Source organism: Streptacidiphilus alkalitolerans (assembly GCF_042511045.1).
Classification (GTDB): Bacteria; Actinomycetota; Actinomycetes; order Streptomycetales; family Streptomycetaceae; genus Streptacidiphilus; species Streptacidiphilus alkalitolerans.
In genome coordinates, this window is the sequence record NZ_JBHEZX010000003.1 from 74686 (window position 1) to 91609 (window position 16924).

Annotated in this window: 13 protein-coding genes; 6 read left to right on the forward strand and 7 right to left on the reverse strand. The window is 74.1% G+C overall.

Annotated features, from left to right (window positions below; genetic code table 11):
• Nucleotides 1-5 precede the first annotated feature (5 nt).
• Genes ACEZDG_RS07085 through ACEZDG_RS07095 form a run of 3 tightly spaced genes read right to left on the reverse strand, consistent with a single transcriptional unit; the run spans nucleotide 6 to nucleotide 4631 of the window.
• Nucleotides 6-1208 carry a VWA domain-containing protein gene (locus ACEZDG_RS07085; RefSeq protein WP_380504067.1) on the reverse strand — a complete coding sequence of 401 codons (1203 nt, stop codon included), beginning with the start codon at nucleotides 1206-1208 and terminating at the stop codon, nucleotides 6-8.
• Complete coding sequence (locus tag ACEZDG_RS07090) at nucleotides 1205-3505, reverse strand: DUF5682 family protein (RefSeq protein WP_380504070.1); 2301 nt, start codon at nucleotides 3503-3505, stop codon at nucleotides 1205-1207. The genes ACEZDG_RS07085 and ACEZDG_RS07090 overlap by 4 nt, the downstream gene beginning before the upstream one ends.
• Nucleotides 3506-3536: 31 nt before the next feature.
• Nucleotides 3537-4631: an ATP-binding protein gene (locus ACEZDG_RS07095; RefSeq protein WP_380504073.1), complete on the reverse strand. Its 1095-nt coding sequence runs from the start codon at nucleotides 4629-4631 to the stop codon at nucleotides 3537-3539.
• A gap of 136 nt (nucleotides 4632-4767) precedes the next feature.
• Between ACEZDG_RS07095 and ACEZDG_RS07100 the strand changes: the two genes are divergently transcribed.
• Together ACEZDG_RS07100 and ACEZDG_RS07105 are read left to right on the forward strand one after the other, a co-directional pair.
• Complete coding sequence (locus ACEZDG_RS07100) at nucleotides 4768-6150, forward strand: SWIM zinc finger family protein (protein ID WP_380504076.1); 1383 nt, start codon at nucleotides 4768-4770, stop codon at nucleotides 6148-6150.
• Nucleotides 6147-7709 (forward strand): DUF5691 domain-containing protein, encoded by a 1563-nt coding sequence (locus ACEZDG_RS07105; protein ID WP_380504079.1) that lies wholly within the window; start codon nucleotides 6147-6149, stop codon nucleotides 7707-7709. The genes ACEZDG_RS07100 and ACEZDG_RS07105 overlap by 4 nt, the downstream gene beginning before the upstream one ends.
• On the opposite strand, the gene ACEZDG_RS07110 is transcribed toward ACEZDG_RS07105, so the two are convergent.
• A complete protein-coding gene (locus tag ACEZDG_RS07110; RefSeq protein ID WP_380504082.1) occupies nucleotides 7706-8113 on the reverse strand; it encodes a cobalamin B12-binding domain-containing protein in 408 nt (135 codons plus the stop codon). The genes ACEZDG_RS07105 and ACEZDG_RS07110 overlap by 4 nt on opposite strands.
• A 126-nt stretch (nucleotides 8114-8239) precedes the next feature.
• Between ACEZDG_RS07110 and ACEZDG_RS07115 the strand changes: the two genes are divergently transcribed.
• Both ACEZDG_RS07115 and ACEZDG_RS07120 read left to right on the forward strand, forming a co-directional pair.
• Complete coding sequence (locus tag ACEZDG_RS07115) at nucleotides 8240-9019, forward strand: alpha/beta fold hydrolase (RefSeq protein WP_380504085.1); 780 nt, start codon at nucleotides 8240-8242, stop codon at nucleotides 9017-9019.
• Between the two features lie 125 nt (nucleotides 9020-9144).
• On the forward strand, nucleotides 9145-10221 hold the full coding sequence (locus ACEZDG_RS07120; protein ID WP_380504088.1) for a M23 family metallopeptidase: 1077 nt from the start codon (nucleotides 9145-9147) through the stop codon (nucleotides 10219-10221).
• Nucleotides 10222-10254: 33 nt separating this feature from the next.
• On the opposite strand, the gene pcrA is transcribed toward ACEZDG_RS07120, so the two are convergent.
• On the reverse strand, nucleotides 10255-12807 hold the full coding sequence (gene pcrA, locus ACEZDG_RS07125; RefSeq protein ID WP_380504091.1) for a DNA helicase PcrA: 2553 nt from the start codon (nucleotides 12805-12807) through the stop codon (nucleotides 10255-10257).
• 83 nt (nucleotides 12808-12890) lie between these two features.
• Here pcrA and ACEZDG_RS07130 point away from each other — a divergent pair, with 83 nt between their 5' ends.
• Complete coding sequence (locus ACEZDG_RS07130; RefSeq protein ID WP_380504094.1) at nucleotides 12891-13454, forward strand: RNA 2'-phosphotransferase; 564 nt, start codon at nucleotides 12891-12893, stop codon at nucleotides 13452-13454.
• A gap of 142 nt (nucleotides 13455-13596) precedes the next feature.
• Entirely contained in the window at nucleotides 13597-14670 is a 1074-nt protein-coding gene (locus tag ACEZDG_RS07135) for a C40 family peptidase (RefSeq protein WP_380504097.1), read from the forward strand.
• Nucleotides 14671-14694: 24 nt separating this feature from the next.
• Here ACEZDG_RS07135 and ACEZDG_RS07140 read toward each other — a convergent pair whose 3' ends face one another.
• Together ACEZDG_RS07140 and ACEZDG_RS07145 are read right to left on the reverse strand one after the other, a co-directional pair.
• Nucleotides 14695-15429, reverse strand: a complete 735-nt coding sequence (locus tag ACEZDG_RS07140) for a LuxR C-terminal-related transcriptional regulator (protein WP_380504100.1) — start codon at nucleotides 15427-15429, stop codon at nucleotides 14695-14697.
• On the reverse strand, nucleotides 15426-16856 hold the full coding sequence (locus ACEZDG_RS07145) for a PspC domain-containing protein (protein ID WP_380504103.1): 1431 nt from the start codon (nucleotides 16854-16856) through the stop codon (nucleotides 15426-15428). The genes ACEZDG_RS07140 and ACEZDG_RS07145 overlap by 4 nt, the downstream gene beginning before the upstream one ends.
• Nucleotides 16857-16924: the final 68 nt, after the last annotated feature.

A 16924-nucleotide genomic window follows, 5' to 3' on the forward strand; every position in this document is an offset into this window, starting at 1 on the left:
GCTGCTCACGGCTCCGGTATCGGCAGCGGCAGCTTCTGGATGGCGGCGGCCATCACCTCGGGGAAGAGGTCGGGGGTGCAGGCGAAGGCCGGGGCCCCCAGCTCGGCCAGCGCCGCCGCGTGCGAGCGGTCGTAGGCGGGCGCACCGTCGTCGGAGAGCGCGAGCAGGGCGATGAACTGCACCCCGGACGCCTTCATCGCGGCCACCCGCTTGAGCATCTCCGCCCGGATGCCGCCCTCGTAGAGGTCGCTGATCAGCACCACGATGGTGTCGGCCGGCCGGGTGATCCTGGACTGGCAGTACGCCAGCGCCCGGTTGATGTCGGTGCCGCCGCCGAGCTGGACCCCGAACAGCACGTCCACCGGGTCGGTCAGCTCCTCGGTGAGGTCCACCACCGAGGTGTCGAAGACCACCAGCCGGGTGCTCAGCGAGTGCATCGAGGCGAGGACCGCGCCGAAGACCGAGGAGTGCACCACCGAGGCCGCCATCGACCCCGACTGGTCCACGCACAGGATCACCTCCTTCTTCACCGCGTTTCCGGCCCGCGCGTAGCCGATCAGCCGCTCCGGCACGACGCTGCCCGCGGTCCGCTCCCCGGTGGGCTCGACGTAGTTGCGGAGATTGGCGCGGATGGTGCGGTTCCAGTCGATGTCCCGGTGCCGGGGCCGGTTGACCCGGGCGCTGCGGTCCAGCGCGCCGCCGAGGACCGAGCGGGTCCTGGTGGCGATCCGGCGCTCCAGGTCCTCGACGACCTTGCGGACCACGGCGCGGGCGGTCTCCCTGGTGGTCTCCGGCAGCGCCCGGCCCAGCGAGATCAGCGTCCCGACCAGGTGCACGTCCGGCTCGACCGCCGCCAGCATCTCCGGCTCCATCAGCAGCTGGGCCAGGCCCAGCCGTTCGATGGCGTCCTGCTGCATCAGCTGCACCACGCTGGTCGGGAAGTACTCGCGGATGTCGCCGAGCCAGCGGGCGACCTGCGGCGCGGAGCCGCCGAGGCCCGCCTGCCGCGGGCCGCCGCGGTCGACCGCGCCGCCGGAGTCGCCCCGGTAGAGGGCGGAGAGCGCCCGGTCCATCGCGGCGTCGCGTCCGGCGAGCTTGCAGCCGGTGCCGTCCGCCTCGCCGCCGAGCACCATCCGCCAGCGGCGCAGCCGGGCCTCGGCGGCGTCCTGCGCGCCGCCCCGGGCCGGCGGGGGTGTGGTGGGGGTCATGGCTGAGCCTCCGTCAGTCCGAGCAGCAGGGCGGCGGTGGTACGGGCGGCGGCGGCGCGGTCCGGGTCCAGCGCGGCGGCGAAGCCGGGGCGGTCGGACGCCCCGGTGGCAGCGCCGCCGCCCGCGGTGCTGCCGCTGCGGACCCGCTCGCCGATGGTGCGCCGCACACCCGCCTCGAAGCCGGAGAAGGTGCGCCGCAGCAGCGGCAGCACGTCGGGGAAGACCTCCTCGGGGACCGAGCCGAGCCAGTCGTCGACCAGCCCGAGCAGTTGGGCGTCGTGGACCAGCAGCATGCCGCCGCCGGCCAGGAAACCCTCGATCCAGCCCGCGGCCTCGGCCGGGGGCGTCGCGGCCGAGAGGGCGAGGCCCATCTCCCGGGCCGCCTCGTCGGCGTCCCACTGGCTGTCGTCCAGCAGCAGCCGGACGGCGCGTCCGCGCAGCAGCCCGGGCACGGTGTCCCGCCGGGCGAGGGTGCGCAGCGTCGCGCCCCAGCGCTCCCGTATCCCGGCGCCGCCGGCGCCTTCCGGCCCGGCGCCTTCGGGCCCGGCGGCGCAGAGCAGGGTCACCGCGGTGTGGGTGGCGCCCAGGTGGGCGGCCATCGCGCCGGCGCCCTCGGTGTCCAGGCTGCCGCAGGCGGAGGGCAGGCCGATGCAGATCCTGACCGCGAGGCCCTCGGCCAGTTCGCGCAGCGCGGTGGCGTCGGTGCCGCGCACATCGCCGTAGCGGAGCGAGCGGACCAGCGCCGGCAGGGCCTCGGCCAGATGCGCCACGTCGGCGTCCAGCGCGGCCCGGTCGGCCAGCGCCTTGAGCACCACCGGCAGGGCGTCCGCCAGATCGGCCAGCAGGCACACCTCGGCCAGCGCGGTGACCTCCCCCAGCGACCCGGCGTGGGCGGCCCGGTCCCTGGCCCGGTTGGTCGCCGCGGACTCCACGGTGGTGCCCCAGATGCCGGCCTCGGCGATGCTCACCGCCAACTCCGGCTCCCAGCGGAGCCGCCAGCTCTCCCGGAAGGTGCCGGTGCTGCCGGTCCGCGGGGCGGCGGCGTGGCCCCAGTGGATGCCCAGCAGGGTGAGCCGGTGCAGCAGCCGGCTGCGGGCGGCGCCGGTGTCCTCGCGCAGGTCGAGGTCGAGTTCACGCTCGACCGGTTCCGGCTTCAGCCGCAGGCTCCGCTGAAGCCGGGTCAGATCCCGTTGCAGCGGCACCGCCGGGGCCTCGTCCGGGACCTCGCCGAGACAGTCGCCGACCACCATCCGGTCCTCGATCAGGGCCAGCGGGACGTCCGAGCCCTCGCACATCACCGCCCGTACCGCGTCGGTGGTCTCGGCCAGGCCGGGCAGCGGACGGCCGCGCATCGCGGCCAGCGTGCCGGCCAGCCGGACCGCCTCGATGACATGCGCCGAGGAGACCGAGTGGTCCTCCTCCCGCAGCAGCGCGGCGACCCGGGTCATCCAGCGGACCACGGTCTGCTCGGGCGAGGAGAAGAGGTGCTGGTACCAGCCGGGCGAGGCGATGCCCGCGCCGTAGCCGGTGGACTGGGAGAGCCGGCGATGGGTCCAGGGCACCCAGGTCATCTCGACCTTCACCTTGGGCAGGCCCTTGAGCAGCGCGTTGTCCGCGGCCACCGGCAGCTTCGCGGCCAGCGCGGGGACGTGCCAGGCGCCGCAGACCACGGCAATCCGCCGGTGCCCGGCCCGCTGGGCGGCCCGCAGTTGCCTCCGCATGAACGCCTCGCGCAGCAGGTCCGAAGGCCGCTCCCGCTGTGCGCCGAGCGGACGCAGTTCCGCCATCGCCTCGGCGATGGTGCGGAACGGCGCCAGGGCGTCCCCGCCGCCCTCGGGCAGCCGGTGCTCCACCGCGTCGTCCCACCACTGCTCCGGGTCGTCGTGGCCGGCCAGCCGGGCCAGCTCGGCGATCGGGTCCAGCGGTGCGGCGGCCACCGCGCCGGTGACCGCGGCGGGCTCGGCCAGCGCGAAGCTGTGCGCGGCCGGCAGGTCGATGAAGCGCACCGGCACTTCCCGGTCCAGCGCATGGCGCAGCGCCACCCACTCCGGCGAGAACGCGGCGAAGGGCCAGAACGCCGCCTGCGCCGGGTCGTCCACCACATGGGCCAGCAGCGCGACCGGCGGCACCATCTCCTTGCGGGCCGCCAGGCCCAGCAGCGGGTCTGCCTCGGCGGGGCCCTCGATCAGCACGATGTCGGGCCGGTACTGCTCCAGCGCGGCGGCCACCGCACGGGCCGATCCCGGCCCGTGGTGCCGTACCCCCAGCAGCGCGACCGCCGGTGTCTGACGTTCCATCACACCCCCTTCGAGTTCTGGACGGACCGGTTCAGCGGGCGGCGGCGTCGCGGCAGCTGCGGTAGAAGTCCTTCCAGTCGTCGCGCTCGCGCACCACGCTCTCCAGGTACTCCTGCCAGACCAGCCGGTCCGCGGCCGGGTCGCGGACCACCGCGCCGAGCAGCCCGGAGGCGACGTCGGCGGGCCGGAGCACACCGTCGCCGAAGTGCGCGGCCAGGGCGAGCCCGCTGGTCACCACGGAGATGGCCTCGGCGGTGGAGAGGCTGCCGGAGGGCGACTTGACCTTGGTCCGGCCGTCGGCGGTGACCCCGTCCCGCAGTTCGCGGAACACGGTGACGACCCGTCGGATCTCGGCCGAGCCGCTGGGGACCTCGGGCAGCTCCAGCGAGCGGCCCAGCTCGCCGACCCGGCGGGCGACGATGTCCACCTCCTCCTCCAGCGAGGCGGGCAGCGGCAGCACCACGGTGTTGAACCGCCGGCGCAGCGCGCTGGACAGCTCGTTGACGCCCCGGTCCCGGTCGTTGGCGGTGGCGATCAGGTTGAAGCCGCGGACGGCCTGCACCTCCTCCCCCAGCTCCGGGATCGGCAGGGTCTTCTCGGACAGGATGGTGATCAGGCTGTCCTGCACGTCGGCCGGTATCCGGGTCAGCTCCTCCACCCGGGCGGTCATCCCCTCGGCCATGGCCCGCATCACCGGGCTGGGCACCAGCGCGCCGCGGCTGGGGCCCTCGGCGAGCAGCCGGGCGTAGTTCCAGCCGTAGCGGATCGCCTCCTCGGGCGTGCCGGCCGTGCCCTGGACCAGCAGCGTGGAGTCACCGCTGACGGCGGCGGCGAGGTGCTCGGACACCCAGGTCTTGGCGGTGCCGGGGACGCCGAGCAGCAGCAGCGCCCGGTCGGTGGCCAGGGTGGTGACGGCGACCTCGACGATCCGGCGCGGGCCCACGTACTTGGGCGAGATCACCGTGCCGTCCGGCAGCACCCCGCCCAGCAGGTAGGTCGCGACAGCCCAGGGGGACAGCAGCCAGCGCGCCGGGCGCGGGCGGTCGTCGGCGGCGGAGAGTGCGGCGAGTTCGTCGGCATAGGCGGTCTCGGCATGCGGGCGAAGGGCTTCCGCGGCAGCAGGCATGAAGGCTCTCCTCAAAGGGCGATCCGGGTTGCCAACCACTCTGCACCCCGGCACTGACAATCCGACAGGGGAGGCTCCCAGCTGGGGTTTTACCGCGCCGGACGGATTGTCAGTGGTGCCGTCTACCGTCGTTGCCATGGAGGATCGCTGGACACCCGAGCACGTTCTCTCACTCGCCCCCGACGCGCCCTCGCGCAAGGCGGCGACCAAACTCAGCGCGCCCGCGCCCTGGTCCGGCACGGGCTGCGACACGGCCTCGGCCTCCGCCGCCGTGTGGGGCGAGTGCCGGGGCAGCGGGAGCACCCCGTACCGGGTCGTGGTGGACCTCACCGGGCCCGCCTACCGGTGCAGCTGCCCCAGCCACAAGTTCCCCTGCAAGCACGCGCTGGCGCTGCTGCTGCGCTGGTCCGCCGGCGCGGGCGAGCCGGCGCCCGCGCCGGAGTGGGCCGCGGACTGGCTCCGCGGACGCCGGGACCGGGCCGAGCAGAAGGCCGCGCGCGAGGCCGACCCCGGCCCCGCCGCGCCTGACGAGGCGTCACTGCTGGCCGCCGAGCGGCGCCGCGAGCGCCGGGCGGCCCGGGTCGCGGCGGGCGCGTCCGAGCTGGAGGCGCGGCTCGCCGACCAGCTGCGCGGCGGCCTGGCCGACGCCCCGTCCCAGGGCTACGCGGGCTGGGCCGATGTCGCCGCCCGGATGGTCGACGCACAGGCGCCGGGGCTGGCCTCGCGGGCCCGCGAGCTGGGCGCGGTGCCCTCCTCCGGCCCCGGCTGGCCGTCCCGGCTGCTGGAGGAGTACGGCCTGCTGCACCTGCTCGCCACCGGCTACCGCCGGGTGGACGCCCTGCCCGAGCCGCTGGCCGCGACCGTACGGGCCCGGGTCGGCTTCACCGTGGACGCCGCCGAGCTGCTGCGCGGCCCCCGGATCAGGGACCGCTGGCTGGTGCTCGGCGCCCGCGACGGCGCCGACGAGCGGGTGCCCATCCGGCGGATCTGGCTGCGCGGCAGCGAGACCGGCCAGGACGCCCTGCTGCTGTCCTTCGGCCGCCCCGGGCTCGCCCCGGAGCTCGCCCTGCCCACCGGGCTGCTGCTGGACGCCGAGCTGGCCTTCCACCCCGGCGCCCGCCCGCTGCGCGCGGTGCTCGGCACCCGCTTCGGCGCGCCCGTCCCGCCGCCGCCGGCCGAGGCGGTCCCGGCCGGGCTCACCCTGGACGCCGCCCTCGACGCCTACGGGCAGGCGCTGGCGGACGACCCCTGGCTGGAGTCCTGGCCGGTGGCGCTGCACCAGGTGGTGCCCTCCCCCACCGCGCACGGCTGGGAGCTGGCCGACCACTCGGGACCGCTGTCGACCGCGATACCCGTCGACCGCCGCGGCACCCCGGACGCCGCGCTGTGGCGGCTCGCCGCGGTGTCCGGCGGCCGACCGATCACCCTGTTCGGGGAGTGCGGCCACCGGGGGTTCGCCCCGGTCACCGCCTGGTACCCGGACGGCCCGAGAATCCGCACCCTGGGAGTGGCGGCATGACGAGGCTTCAGGAACAGCAGAGCGCCCAGGACGTCGCGGCGGCCTGGCCGGACCTGGTCACCGCCGCGCTGCTCGGCACCGACCGGCGTCCGCTCGCCACCGCGCCAGAGCTGCTGGACCAGGCGGCGCTGCAGGCCGTCCAGCGGCGCTCCGGGCTGCGGGCCGGGCCTGCCGGGGCGGCGGCCGTGGCCCCGGCCCCGGAGGACCCCAGGCCGCCGCTGCCGGAGCCCGCCGCCCGCCGCCTCGCCATGCTGCTGCCGGGGCCTGACGCCTCGTCCGGCGGTTCCGGCAGCCTGGCCAATATCAGCGAGCTGCTGCCGCAGTACCTGACCGCCGCCGCCGGGCACGGCTACCGGGTGCCCTCCGCGCTGGTCCCGCCGCTGCTGGACGCCGCCCGGGCCCGCAGCGAGCTGCGCGGCGACGCGGCGCAGCTGGCCGGACCGCTGGGCCGCTGGCTGGCCGAGCGCAACCCGGACTGGCGCTACGTGCTGCGCACCCCGCTGCCCGGCGACTCCGACCAGGCCGACGAACGCCTGTGGCAGGAGGGCCTGTTCGCGGAGCGGGTGACCCATCTGACCCGGCTGCGCCGCCGCGACCCGGCCGCCGCGCGGGAGCTGCTGCGCTCCTGCTGGTCCACCGAGCGGGCCGAGGACCGGCTGCTGTTCCTGGACGCGCTCCAGGAGCGGCTGTCGGCGGAGGACGAGCCCTGGTTGGAGACCGTGCTCAGCGACCGCTCCAAGAACGTCAGGCTGACCGCCGCGGAACTGCTCTCCACGCTGCCCGGGTCCGCGCTGGCCCGGCGGATGGCCGAACGCGCCCGCGCCGCGGTCCGGCTCACCGACACCGCGGACGGCCCCCGGCTGACGGTGCATCCGCCCACCGCCTGCGACGCCGCGATGCTGCGGGACGGGATACCCGCCACCTCCCCCACCGGGCGCTCCGAGCGGGCGTTCTGGCTGGGCGAGATCCTGGCCGCGACGCCGCTGGAGACCTGGCAGCGGGATCTCGGCTCCCCGGCCGAGGTGCTGGCCCTGCCGGTCTCCGACACCTGGGCCGCCGAGCTGCGCGAGGCCTGGTCCCGGGCCGCGGTCCGGCAGAACGACACCGGCTGGGCCCGGGCGCTGCTGGCCGGCGGCCCGGCGACCGGCCAGGCCGCGGGCGGCGCGGCCAAGCTGCTCGGGGTGCTGCCCCCGCTGGAGCGGGCCGAGTGGACCGCGGCCTACCTGGACCGGCACAGCCTGGACGCGCACAGCCTGGGCGAGGCGTTCCAACTGCTGGTCGCCTGCCCGGCCCCCTGGCCCGAGCCGCTGGGCCGCGCGGTGCTGCGGGCGCTGGCCCGGGTCGCCGACGGGGGCGGCTACCCGTGGAGCCACAGCGGGGTGCTCGGCGTGGCCGAGCGCGCGCTGGCGCCGGAGTCGGCGGGCGCGCTGGACGCCCTCGCCGCGGGCGCGGGCTCGGCCTGGGCCGAGATGTTCACCCGCCTCGCCGCGACCCTGCGCCTGCGCGCCACGATGCTCGCCGAGCTCGCGGAGCCGGCCGCCGCCGTTGAAAGGCTCTAAGCCGCGGCCCGGACGTGGCTCTGCACCCAGCTGACGATGTCGGTGGTGGTCGCGCCAGGGGTGAAGACGCCGTCGATGCCGAGTTCCTTCAGCAGCGGGAGGTCGTCGTCGGGGATGATGCCGCCGCAGAAGACGGTGATGTCCGCCGCGTCCCGTTCCTTGAGCAGCTGCACCACCTTGCCGCAGAGCGTCATGTGCGCGCCGGAGAGGATGGACAGGCCGATGCCGTCGGCGTCCTCCTGAATCGCCGTGTCGACGATCTGCTCGGGCGTCTGGTGCAGCCCGGTGTAGACGACCTCCATGCCGGCGTCGCGCAGCGCGCGGGCGATCACCTTCGCGCCGCGGTCGTGGCCGTCGAGTCCCGGCTTGGCCACCACCACACGGATAGGTCCGGACACGCCCATCGCTGCCTCCTCATGATGTGCCAGCCACATCCCGGTCCCGCTGATGTTAACGAACGTTAGCGCCGATGCGGTCCCCGCACCGTTTTCACTGTCCCGAGCGAGGGGAGAATCACAGCGGAGGCCCGCGTGAGCAGTCTGTTCCGTCGTGCAGCGACGACCGTACGAGCCGTCACCCAGGAGACCGCGGCGCTCGCCGAGCACCTGCTCCGCTACCCGTCCGGGATACCCGGCGAATCCTGGCCGCTGCCGCCCCCCGACTGCGCCCACGACACGCACCGCCCGGTGCTGCTGCTGCACGGGCTGTTCGACAACCAGGCCGTGTTCACCCGGATGCGCCGCTCGCTGCACGCCCACGGCCGGGAGCACGTGCACGCGCTCAACTACAACCTGCTCACCGTCGACGTGCGCAGCGCCGCCGAACTCCTCGGCCGGCACGTCCTGCACACCCGCGAGGTGTACGGGGGCGAGCAGGTGGCGGTGGTCGGGCACAGCCTCGGCGGCCTGATCGCCCGCTACTACGTGCAGCTGCTCGGCGGCGACGAGCTGGTGCACACCGTGGTCACCCTGGGCACCCCGCACGGCGGGACGCTCGGCGCGCACCTGCTGCACCCGCTGCCCATCGCGACCCAGCTGGCACCCGGCAGCAGCGTGATCGAGGAGCTGCGCGCCCCCGCCCCGCACTGCCGTACCCGGTTCCTCGCCTTCCGCGGCGACCATGACGCGCTGATCCTTCCGCCCGGTCTCGGCGAGCTGCGCCACCCCGACCTCTGGGCGGAGAACGTGCTGGTCACCGGCACGGGCCATGTCGCGCTGCCGGTCCATCCCCGGGTTCTGGCCGAGGTCGAGGCCGCCACCGCGCAGCCGCCGACCCGGACCGCCGCGGGCGCCGACCGGCTGAGCGCATAGGTGGATCCACGGCCAAATGCCTTTATTCCTCCATAGAGGGATAGATCGCCCAGGAGATTGTGGCCGGTCCGATACGGGGGATACAGTCGCGGTCACTTTCCATTGGGTTGCGGATTGGGACTTTCGTGGTGGAGACCGAGACCGGCTGGTACGGGTACGCGGCGCCGACGCCTGCGCAGCCCTACTACCCGGAGCAGGACACGACCTACTACGCCGCCTATCCGGTCCACCAGGACCCGATGGCCCAGCAGTGGGCGACGATGCCGGCCCCGGAGCCGCAGTACTACTACCCCACCCAGGAGTACTACTCCTACGACCCGTACCAGGCTCAGACCCAGACCCAGACGTATGTGACCGAACCCCTGGCGGCCTACGAGCAGGAGTTCGAGTACCTCTCTCCGGGGCTGGATCCGGAGCCGGAAGCGGAGTTGGCGTACGAGCCCGAGCCGGAGCCCCTGCCGGAACCGGCACCCGCCGCCGTCGTGGTCACCGGGGGCCGCGCCGCGGCCCGCGCGGCCAGGGGCAGGACCAAGCGCCGCCGTTCCGCCGTGCTGACCATCGCCGTCCCCTCGGTCGCCGTGCTGGGCATGGCCGGCGCCGCCGCCGCGACCCTCGCCCCCGGGATGACCAGCCACGCGGTCGCCGCGAACGACGCCAGCAAGCCGCTCACCGCGGACGACAAGAAGGCCCAGGCCGAGGCCGCCGAGCAGGCCAAGGCCTCGGCCGAACAGGTCAGCAGGGACCAGGCCCGCCAGGCGCTGACGCTGCGTACCGCCGCCGCCAAGAAGGCCGCCGCCGAGGCCCCCCGCTATGTCATGCCGATCACCGCGCACGTCGGCCTCAGCGCCCTCTACGGGCAGGCCGGCACGCACTGGATGTCGCTGCACACCGGGATCGACTTCCCGGTCAGCACCGGCACCCAGGTGCACGCCGTCACCGACGGCACGATCAGCACCAAGTGGAACGCCTACTACGGCAACATGCTGATACTGACCGCCCCGGACGGCACCCAGACCTGGTACTGCCACCTCAGCGCCTACAAGAAACGCAGCGGTTCGGTGAAGGCCGGAGACGTGGTCGCCTACTCCGGCGACACCGGCAACTCCACCGGACCGCACATGCACTTCGAGGTGCACCCCAACGGCGGCGTGGCGATCGACCCGCTGCCGTGGCTGCTCTCGCACGGCCTCGACCCGCGCTGACCGCCCGTCAGGCCGTCAGCGCCGTCGGCACCATCAGAGCTTCTCCACCGGTGCGTAGCGCAGCAGCAGCTGCTTGGTCCCCTCCGCGCCGAAGTCGATCGTCGCCTTGGCGTCGTCCGCCGGACCGCCGACGGCCACGACCGTGCCGAGGCCGAAGCGGTCGTGGGTGACCCGGTCGCCGACGGCCAGCGAGATGGTCGGCCGCTCCTTCAGCCGCCCGGCGCTCTTGCCCCAGCCCGCCGGAGCCGTGCGCTTGCCGGCACCCGCCGCCGAGCTCCCGCCGAAGCCGCCCCGGGCCGAGGGCGCGGCAGCGGCGGCCGTCCGCTTCTCGTTGACCAGGGCCGCCGGGATCTCCTCCAGGAAGCGCGACGCCGGGTTGTACGAGGGCTGGCCCCAGGCGCTGCGCAGCACCGCCCGGGACAGGTACAGCCGCTCGCGGGCCCGGGTCAGGCCGACGTAGGCGAGCCGGCGCTCCTCCTCCAGCTCCTTGGCCTGGCCGAAGGTCCGCATGTGCGGGAAGACGCCGTCCTCCATACCGGTCAGGAACACCACCGGGAACTCCAGCCCCTTGGCGGTGTGCAGGGTCATCAGCGTGACCACGCCCTTGCTCTCGCCGTCCTCGTCATCGGGGATCTGATCGCTGTCCGCGACCAGGGCGACCCGCTCCAGGAATCCGGCCAGGCCGGTGGCCACCGGCTCCGCGGGCTCCGCCTCGGGGTCCGCGGGGTCGGCCGCGCCGGCGGCGGCGACCTCCTCCTGCTCGAACTCCAGCGCCACCGCCGCGAGTTCCTGCAGGTTCTCGACCCGGGTCTCGTCCTGCGGGTCGGTCGACGCCTGCAGTTCGGCCAGGTAGCCGGTCTCGGTGAGCACGGCCTCCAGCACCGCGGCCGGGCCCGCACCCGAGTCGACCACGCTGCCCAGCTTCACCAGCAGCTCGTTGAACTTCTTCACCGCATTGAGCGAGCGCGCGGCCATCCCGTACGCCTCGTCCGCGCGCCGGAGCGCCTGGGCGAAGGAGATCCGCTCGCGCTGCGCCAGGGCGTCGATCATCGCCTCGGCCCGGTCGCCGATGCCGCGCTTGGGCACGTTGAGGATCCGGCGCAGCGGCACCGTGTCCTCCGGGTTGGCCAGTATCCGCAGGTAGGCCAGGACGTCCCTAACCTCCTTGCGCTCGTAGAAGCGCACCCCGCCCACCACCTTGTAGGGCAGGCCGGTGCGGATGAACACCTCCTCGAACACCCGGGACTGGGCGTTGGTCCGGTAGAACACCGCGACATCGCCGGGACGGGCCTGGCCGGCGTCGGTGAGCCGGTCCACCTCGTCGGCCACGAACTGGGCCTCGCCGTGCTCGTCGTCGGCGACATAGGCGGTGATCAGGTCGCCGTCGGCGCCTGCCGTCCAGAGGTTCTTGGCCCGGCGGTTGGTATTGCGCTCGATCACCGAGTTGGCGGCGCTCAGGATGGTCTGGGTGGAGCGGTAGTTCTGCTCCAGCAGGATCGTGGTCGCGCTCGGGTAGTCCTCCTCGAAGTCGAGGATGTTGCGGATGGTCGCGCCGCGGAAGGCGTAGATCGACTGGTCCGCGTCACCCACCACGCACAGCTCCGCCGGGGGCACGGTGGCGAGGCCGGCCGCGGCCGGGTTGACGAACTCCCCGTCCGCGGTCATCTTCGGCGCGGAGCCGGCGGCGCCCCCGCTCAGCTCCCTGACCAGCATGTACTGGGCGTGGTTGGTGTCCTGGTACTCGTCCACCAGGATGTGCCGGAAGCGGCGGCGGTAGTACTCGGCCACGTCCGGGAACGCCTGCAGCAGGTGCACCGTGGTCATGATGATGTCGTCGAAGTCGAGCGCGTTGGCCTCGCGCAGCCGGCGCTGGTAGAGCGCGTAGGCGTCGGCGAGCTTGCGCTCCATCGGGTTCTCCGCCTTCGCGGCGAAGGTCTCCTCGTCGACCAGCTCGTTCTTGAGGTTGGAGATCTTCGAGGTGAAGGACTTCGGCGGGAACTGCTTGGGGTCCAGGTCCAGATCCCGGCAGCAGAGCGCCATCAGCCGCTGCGAGTCGGCCGAGTCGTAGATCGAGAAGCTGGAGGTGAAGCCGAGCCGCTTGCTCTCCCGCCGCAGGATCCGCACACAGGCGCTGTGGAAGGTGGACACCCACATCGCCTTGGCGCGCGGTCCGACCAGGTCCTCGACCCGCTCGCGCATCTCGCCGGCGGCCTTGTTGGTGAAGGTGATCGCCAGGATCTCCCCCGGCTGCACCCCCCGCGCGCCGAGCAGGTAGGCGATCCGGTGGGTCAGCACCCGGGTCTTGCCCGAACCCGCGCCGGCCACGATGAGCAGCGGCGACCCGGCGTGCACCACGGCCTCGCGCTGCTCCGGGTTCATCCCCTCCAGCAGCGCCTCGGCGTCGATGACCGGGCGCGGCGCACCGTTGCGGTAGTGGGCGTCACGGGGCGGCGGAAGCGCGTCGAAGCTGCCCGCGAAGAGGTCCGCGGGGATCTCCTCCTCGTACGGGGCGTCGTCGGGCGGCCCGGGCTCGGCGGAGGCGCTGTCGAGCCCGGGAAGGGGGATGTCGTCAAAGAGGCTGCTCATCGGACACGAGTCTAGGCCGCCGCACCGACAGCCCTCCGCAAAACCAGGAGACGCCCGAAATCGCCGTCGCTATCGTCACGGGTATGTCCGAAACCGACGACCCCGGCCGTACGAAGCGGCTGGTGAAAACCTCCAGACATCTCTCCCTTGTGCTGCGCCACAACCCCGGCTCGATCGGGGTCACCCTGGACCCGGCAGGCTGGGTCGACGTCTCCGTCCTGCTGGCCGCGCTGGCGGCGCACGGCCGCCGGCTGAGCCGGGCCGAGCTGGACGAGGTGGTGGCCGAGAACGACAAGCAGCGCTTCGCCTTCGACGACAGCGGCACCCGGATCCGGGCCAGCCAGGGCCACAGCGTCGACGTCGACCTCGGCTACACCGACTCGGAGCCGCCCGCGCGGCTGTTCCACGGCACCCACCCCGGCGCCCTGGACCAGATCCGGCGCGAGGGGCTGCGACCGATGAACCGCCATGAGGTCCATCTCTCCCCCGACCCCGAAACCGCGACCAGGGTCGGCGCCCGCCGGGGCCGACCGGTGGTGCTGACCGTGGACGCCGCCAGGATGGCCGCCGACGGCCACCGGTTCCGGGTCAGCGCCAACGGGGTCTGGCTGACCGACGCGGTCCCGCCGGAGTATCTGAGCCACTGATCGGCATTCTGATCATCGGATGCCAGAAGAGGGCCAGCAAAAGACAGCAAAAGGCGAATCGGAACGATCGGTTCCGGCAGAACAGGTCAACCTCGAACTCTGCCCGGCGGACCCCCGACCGACCCGACTAGCGTCCCGGCCCATGGCGTCCCACCGAAAACCCCGTGCCGCCCTGCCTGCCCCGGCCGGCATCCGTACCGCGCTCACCCTGGTCACCGCGGCAGCCGCCTCGGTGACCGTGCTCGCTCCGCCGGGGCACGCGGACCCCCGGCTCACCGCCGACCAGGCCAAGGCCCGGTTGGACACCCTCTACCAGCAGGCCGAGGCCGCCACCCAGGAGTACGACGGCGCGGTCGCCCGGGCCGCCGAACTGCAGCGCCAGGCCGCCCAGCTGCAGCAGCAGGCGGCCAGGACCGAGGCCGCGATGAACGGCCTGCGCACCCGGCTCGGCTCGATGGCCGCCGCCCAGTACCGCGACGGCGGCATGGACCCCACGCTGCGGCTGCTGACCACCGCGCACCCGGACGACTACCTGCAGCTGGCCGGATCGCTCAGCCAGGTCTCCTCGGCCCAGCAGCGGGTCCTGGACCAGTACGCGGCCCAGCAGCGCAGCTGCCGGCAGCAGCAGGCCGCCGTCGCCGCCCGGCTGAGCACGCTCCAGGCGCAGCAGCGGCGGATCTCCGCCGCCCGCACCACGATCACCAGCAGGCTCGCCGCCGCCCAGCGGCTGCTGGACTCCCTGGACGCGGCCCAGCGCGCCGCCGTCCAGCAGGCCGAGTCGCGCGCGACGGCCGCGAAAACGCCCAGGCCATCCGCCGCCGCTCCTGCCGGGCCCACCAGCGCGCCCCACACCGAAGTCCCGGTGTCCGGCCGGGCCGCTGCGGCCGTCGCCTTCGCCCGGGCGCAGCTCGGCAAGCCCTATGTCTGGGGCGCGACCGGCCCCGGCTCCTTCGACTGCTCCGGGCTGACCCAGGCCGCCTGGCGGGCCGCCGGGGTCTCCCTGCCGCGGACCACCTACCAGCAGATCAACGCCGGCAAGCGGGTCTCCACCGGCCAACTGCGGCCGGGCGACCTGGTGTTCTACTACTCCGGGATCACCCATGTGGCGATCTACGTCGGCGGCGGCCGGATCATCCACGCCCCGCACCCGGGCGCCGCGGTGGAGTACGCGCCGGTCGGCGAGATGCCGATCTCCGGCGCGGTACGCCCGGCCTGACCGCGCGTCAGATCGCCAGGGGCCTCAGACCAGCCGCCGGGCGGTGGCCCAGCGGGTCAGCTCATGACGGTTGCTCAGCTGCAGCTTGCGCAGCACCGCGGACACATGGCTCTCCACCGTCTTCACCGAAATGAACAGCTGCTTGGCGATCTCCTTGTACGCGTAGCCGCGGGCGATCAGCCGCAGCACCTCGCGCTCGCGCTGGGTGAGCCGGTCCAGGTCCTCGTCCACCGGCGGGGTGTCGGTGGCCGCGAAGGCGTCCAGTACGAAGCCGGCCAGCCGCGGCGAGAACACCGCGTCGCCGTCGGCGACCTGGAAGATCGCGTCGACCAGGTCGGCGCCGGTGATGGTCTTGGTGACGTAGCCGCGGGCCCCGCCGCGGATCACCCCGATCACGTCCTCGGCCGCGTCGGAGACCGAGAGCGCCAGGAACCGCACCGCCCCCGCGCCCTCGGTGGAGGTGGCCGGGGCGGTGCCCCCGGCCATCAGCGAGGCGCAGCGGCGCAGCACCTCGACCCCGCCGCCGCCGGGCAGGTGCACGTCCAGCAGCACCACGTCCGGCCGGGTCGCGGTGACGATCGCCACCGCCTGCTCCACGTCCGCGGCCTCGCCGACCACGTCCACGCCGGTGCTCTCGGTCCGGCCGATCTCGGCGCGGACCCCGGTCCGGAACATCCGGTGGTCGTCCACCAGCACCACCCTGGCCCTGCGCCCGACCGCCCCCTGGTCGGCAGCCATCTCGTCCCCGCCCGTCGTCATCCGCTCGCCCTCTCCATCTCCAGCTCGACCTCGGTGCCCCCGGCAGGTGCCGGACGTACCCGCGCGTGCCCGCCGTTGCGCTGCATCCGGCCGATGATCGACCCGCGCACGCCCATCCTGTCCTCGGGCACCGAGTCCAGGTCGAAGCCGGGGCCGCGGTCGCGGACGAACACCCAGACGGTGCTGCCCTCGACCTCGGCGTACATCGAGACCGGCTCGCCGCCACCGTACTTGGCCGCGTTGACCAGCGCCTCCCTGGCGGCCTGCAGGGTGACCACCAGTTTGTCGTCCATCGGGCAGTCGCCGACGCAGATCACCTCCACCGGGACCCCGTGCAGGTCCTCCACCTCGGCGGCGACCTTGCGGGCGCACTCGGCCAGGGTGTCCGGGGTGTCGTCCGCCGCGTCCGGGCCGGTCGGGCGGTAGAGCCACTGGCGCAGGTCCCGCTCCTGGGCCCGGGCCAGCCGGGACACCTCCTTGGGGTCCTCGGCGTTGCGCAGGATCAGGGTGAGCGTGTGCAGCACCGAGTCATGGATGTGGGCGGCGACCTCGGCCCGCTCCTGGGCCCGGATCCGCTCACCGCGCTCGGTGCTGAGGTCCTGCCACAGCCGCAGCAGGTAGGGCCCACCGAGCAGCAGCGCCCCGGCGAAGACGGCCAGCACCGCCTGGGCGACCTTGGCGAAGTCGGCCAGCGAGCCGGAGACGAACAGGAAGCCGGTCACCCCCGCGCCGACCAGCAGCACCCCGGCGCCCATCCGCAGCGCGGCGGTGCCGCGCTTGCTCTCGCCGAGCGAGAACCAGCGCGCCCAGCGGGCGTCGTCCGCCTGCCGCCAGACCATGGCCACGCCGAGCCCGGTGACCAGTATCGGCCAGACGTACGGGGAGGTGGCCTGCTTGGTGACGATGTTGAGGAACACCAGCAGCCCGGCGACCACCGCGATCAGCGCCAGCAGCGGCCCCCGGTGGTCCTCGCCGTCCCCCGCGCCCGGGGCGGACGCGCCGGAGGCCGCACCGGACGCCGCACCGGACGCCGCGCCGGGATCCGCGCTGGGCAGCGGCTCGCCCTGCAGCGTCTGCTGCAGCAGCTCCCGCACCCGGCGCAGCCCGCGCGGCTTCTTGACCAGCGAGTACGGGCCGACGTTGCCGGCCTGCCAGGTGGTGACCGGGGCCGCTCCGGCCCGCAGGCCCATCGGCACGGCGAACCAGAACGCGGCGTACAGCAGCGCGCCCAGGCCGTTGCCGAGCAGCAGCACCACAAAGGCCACCCGCACCCAGAAGGTCCCGATCCCCAGATGCGCGGCCAGCCCGTTCGCCACACCGCCGAGCATCCGTCCGTCCGGAATGCGGTAGAGCTTGCGGACCGGCTCGGGCCCGGGCTCGTGGAGCAGGGCCGGATCGGGATCGATGCTGGAGTCAGTGGATGCCACCCCTCGATCGTCACATGTCCGGACGCGTCTGAGGCACCCTTAGGGAGGTATCTCAGGGTCGGACCAGG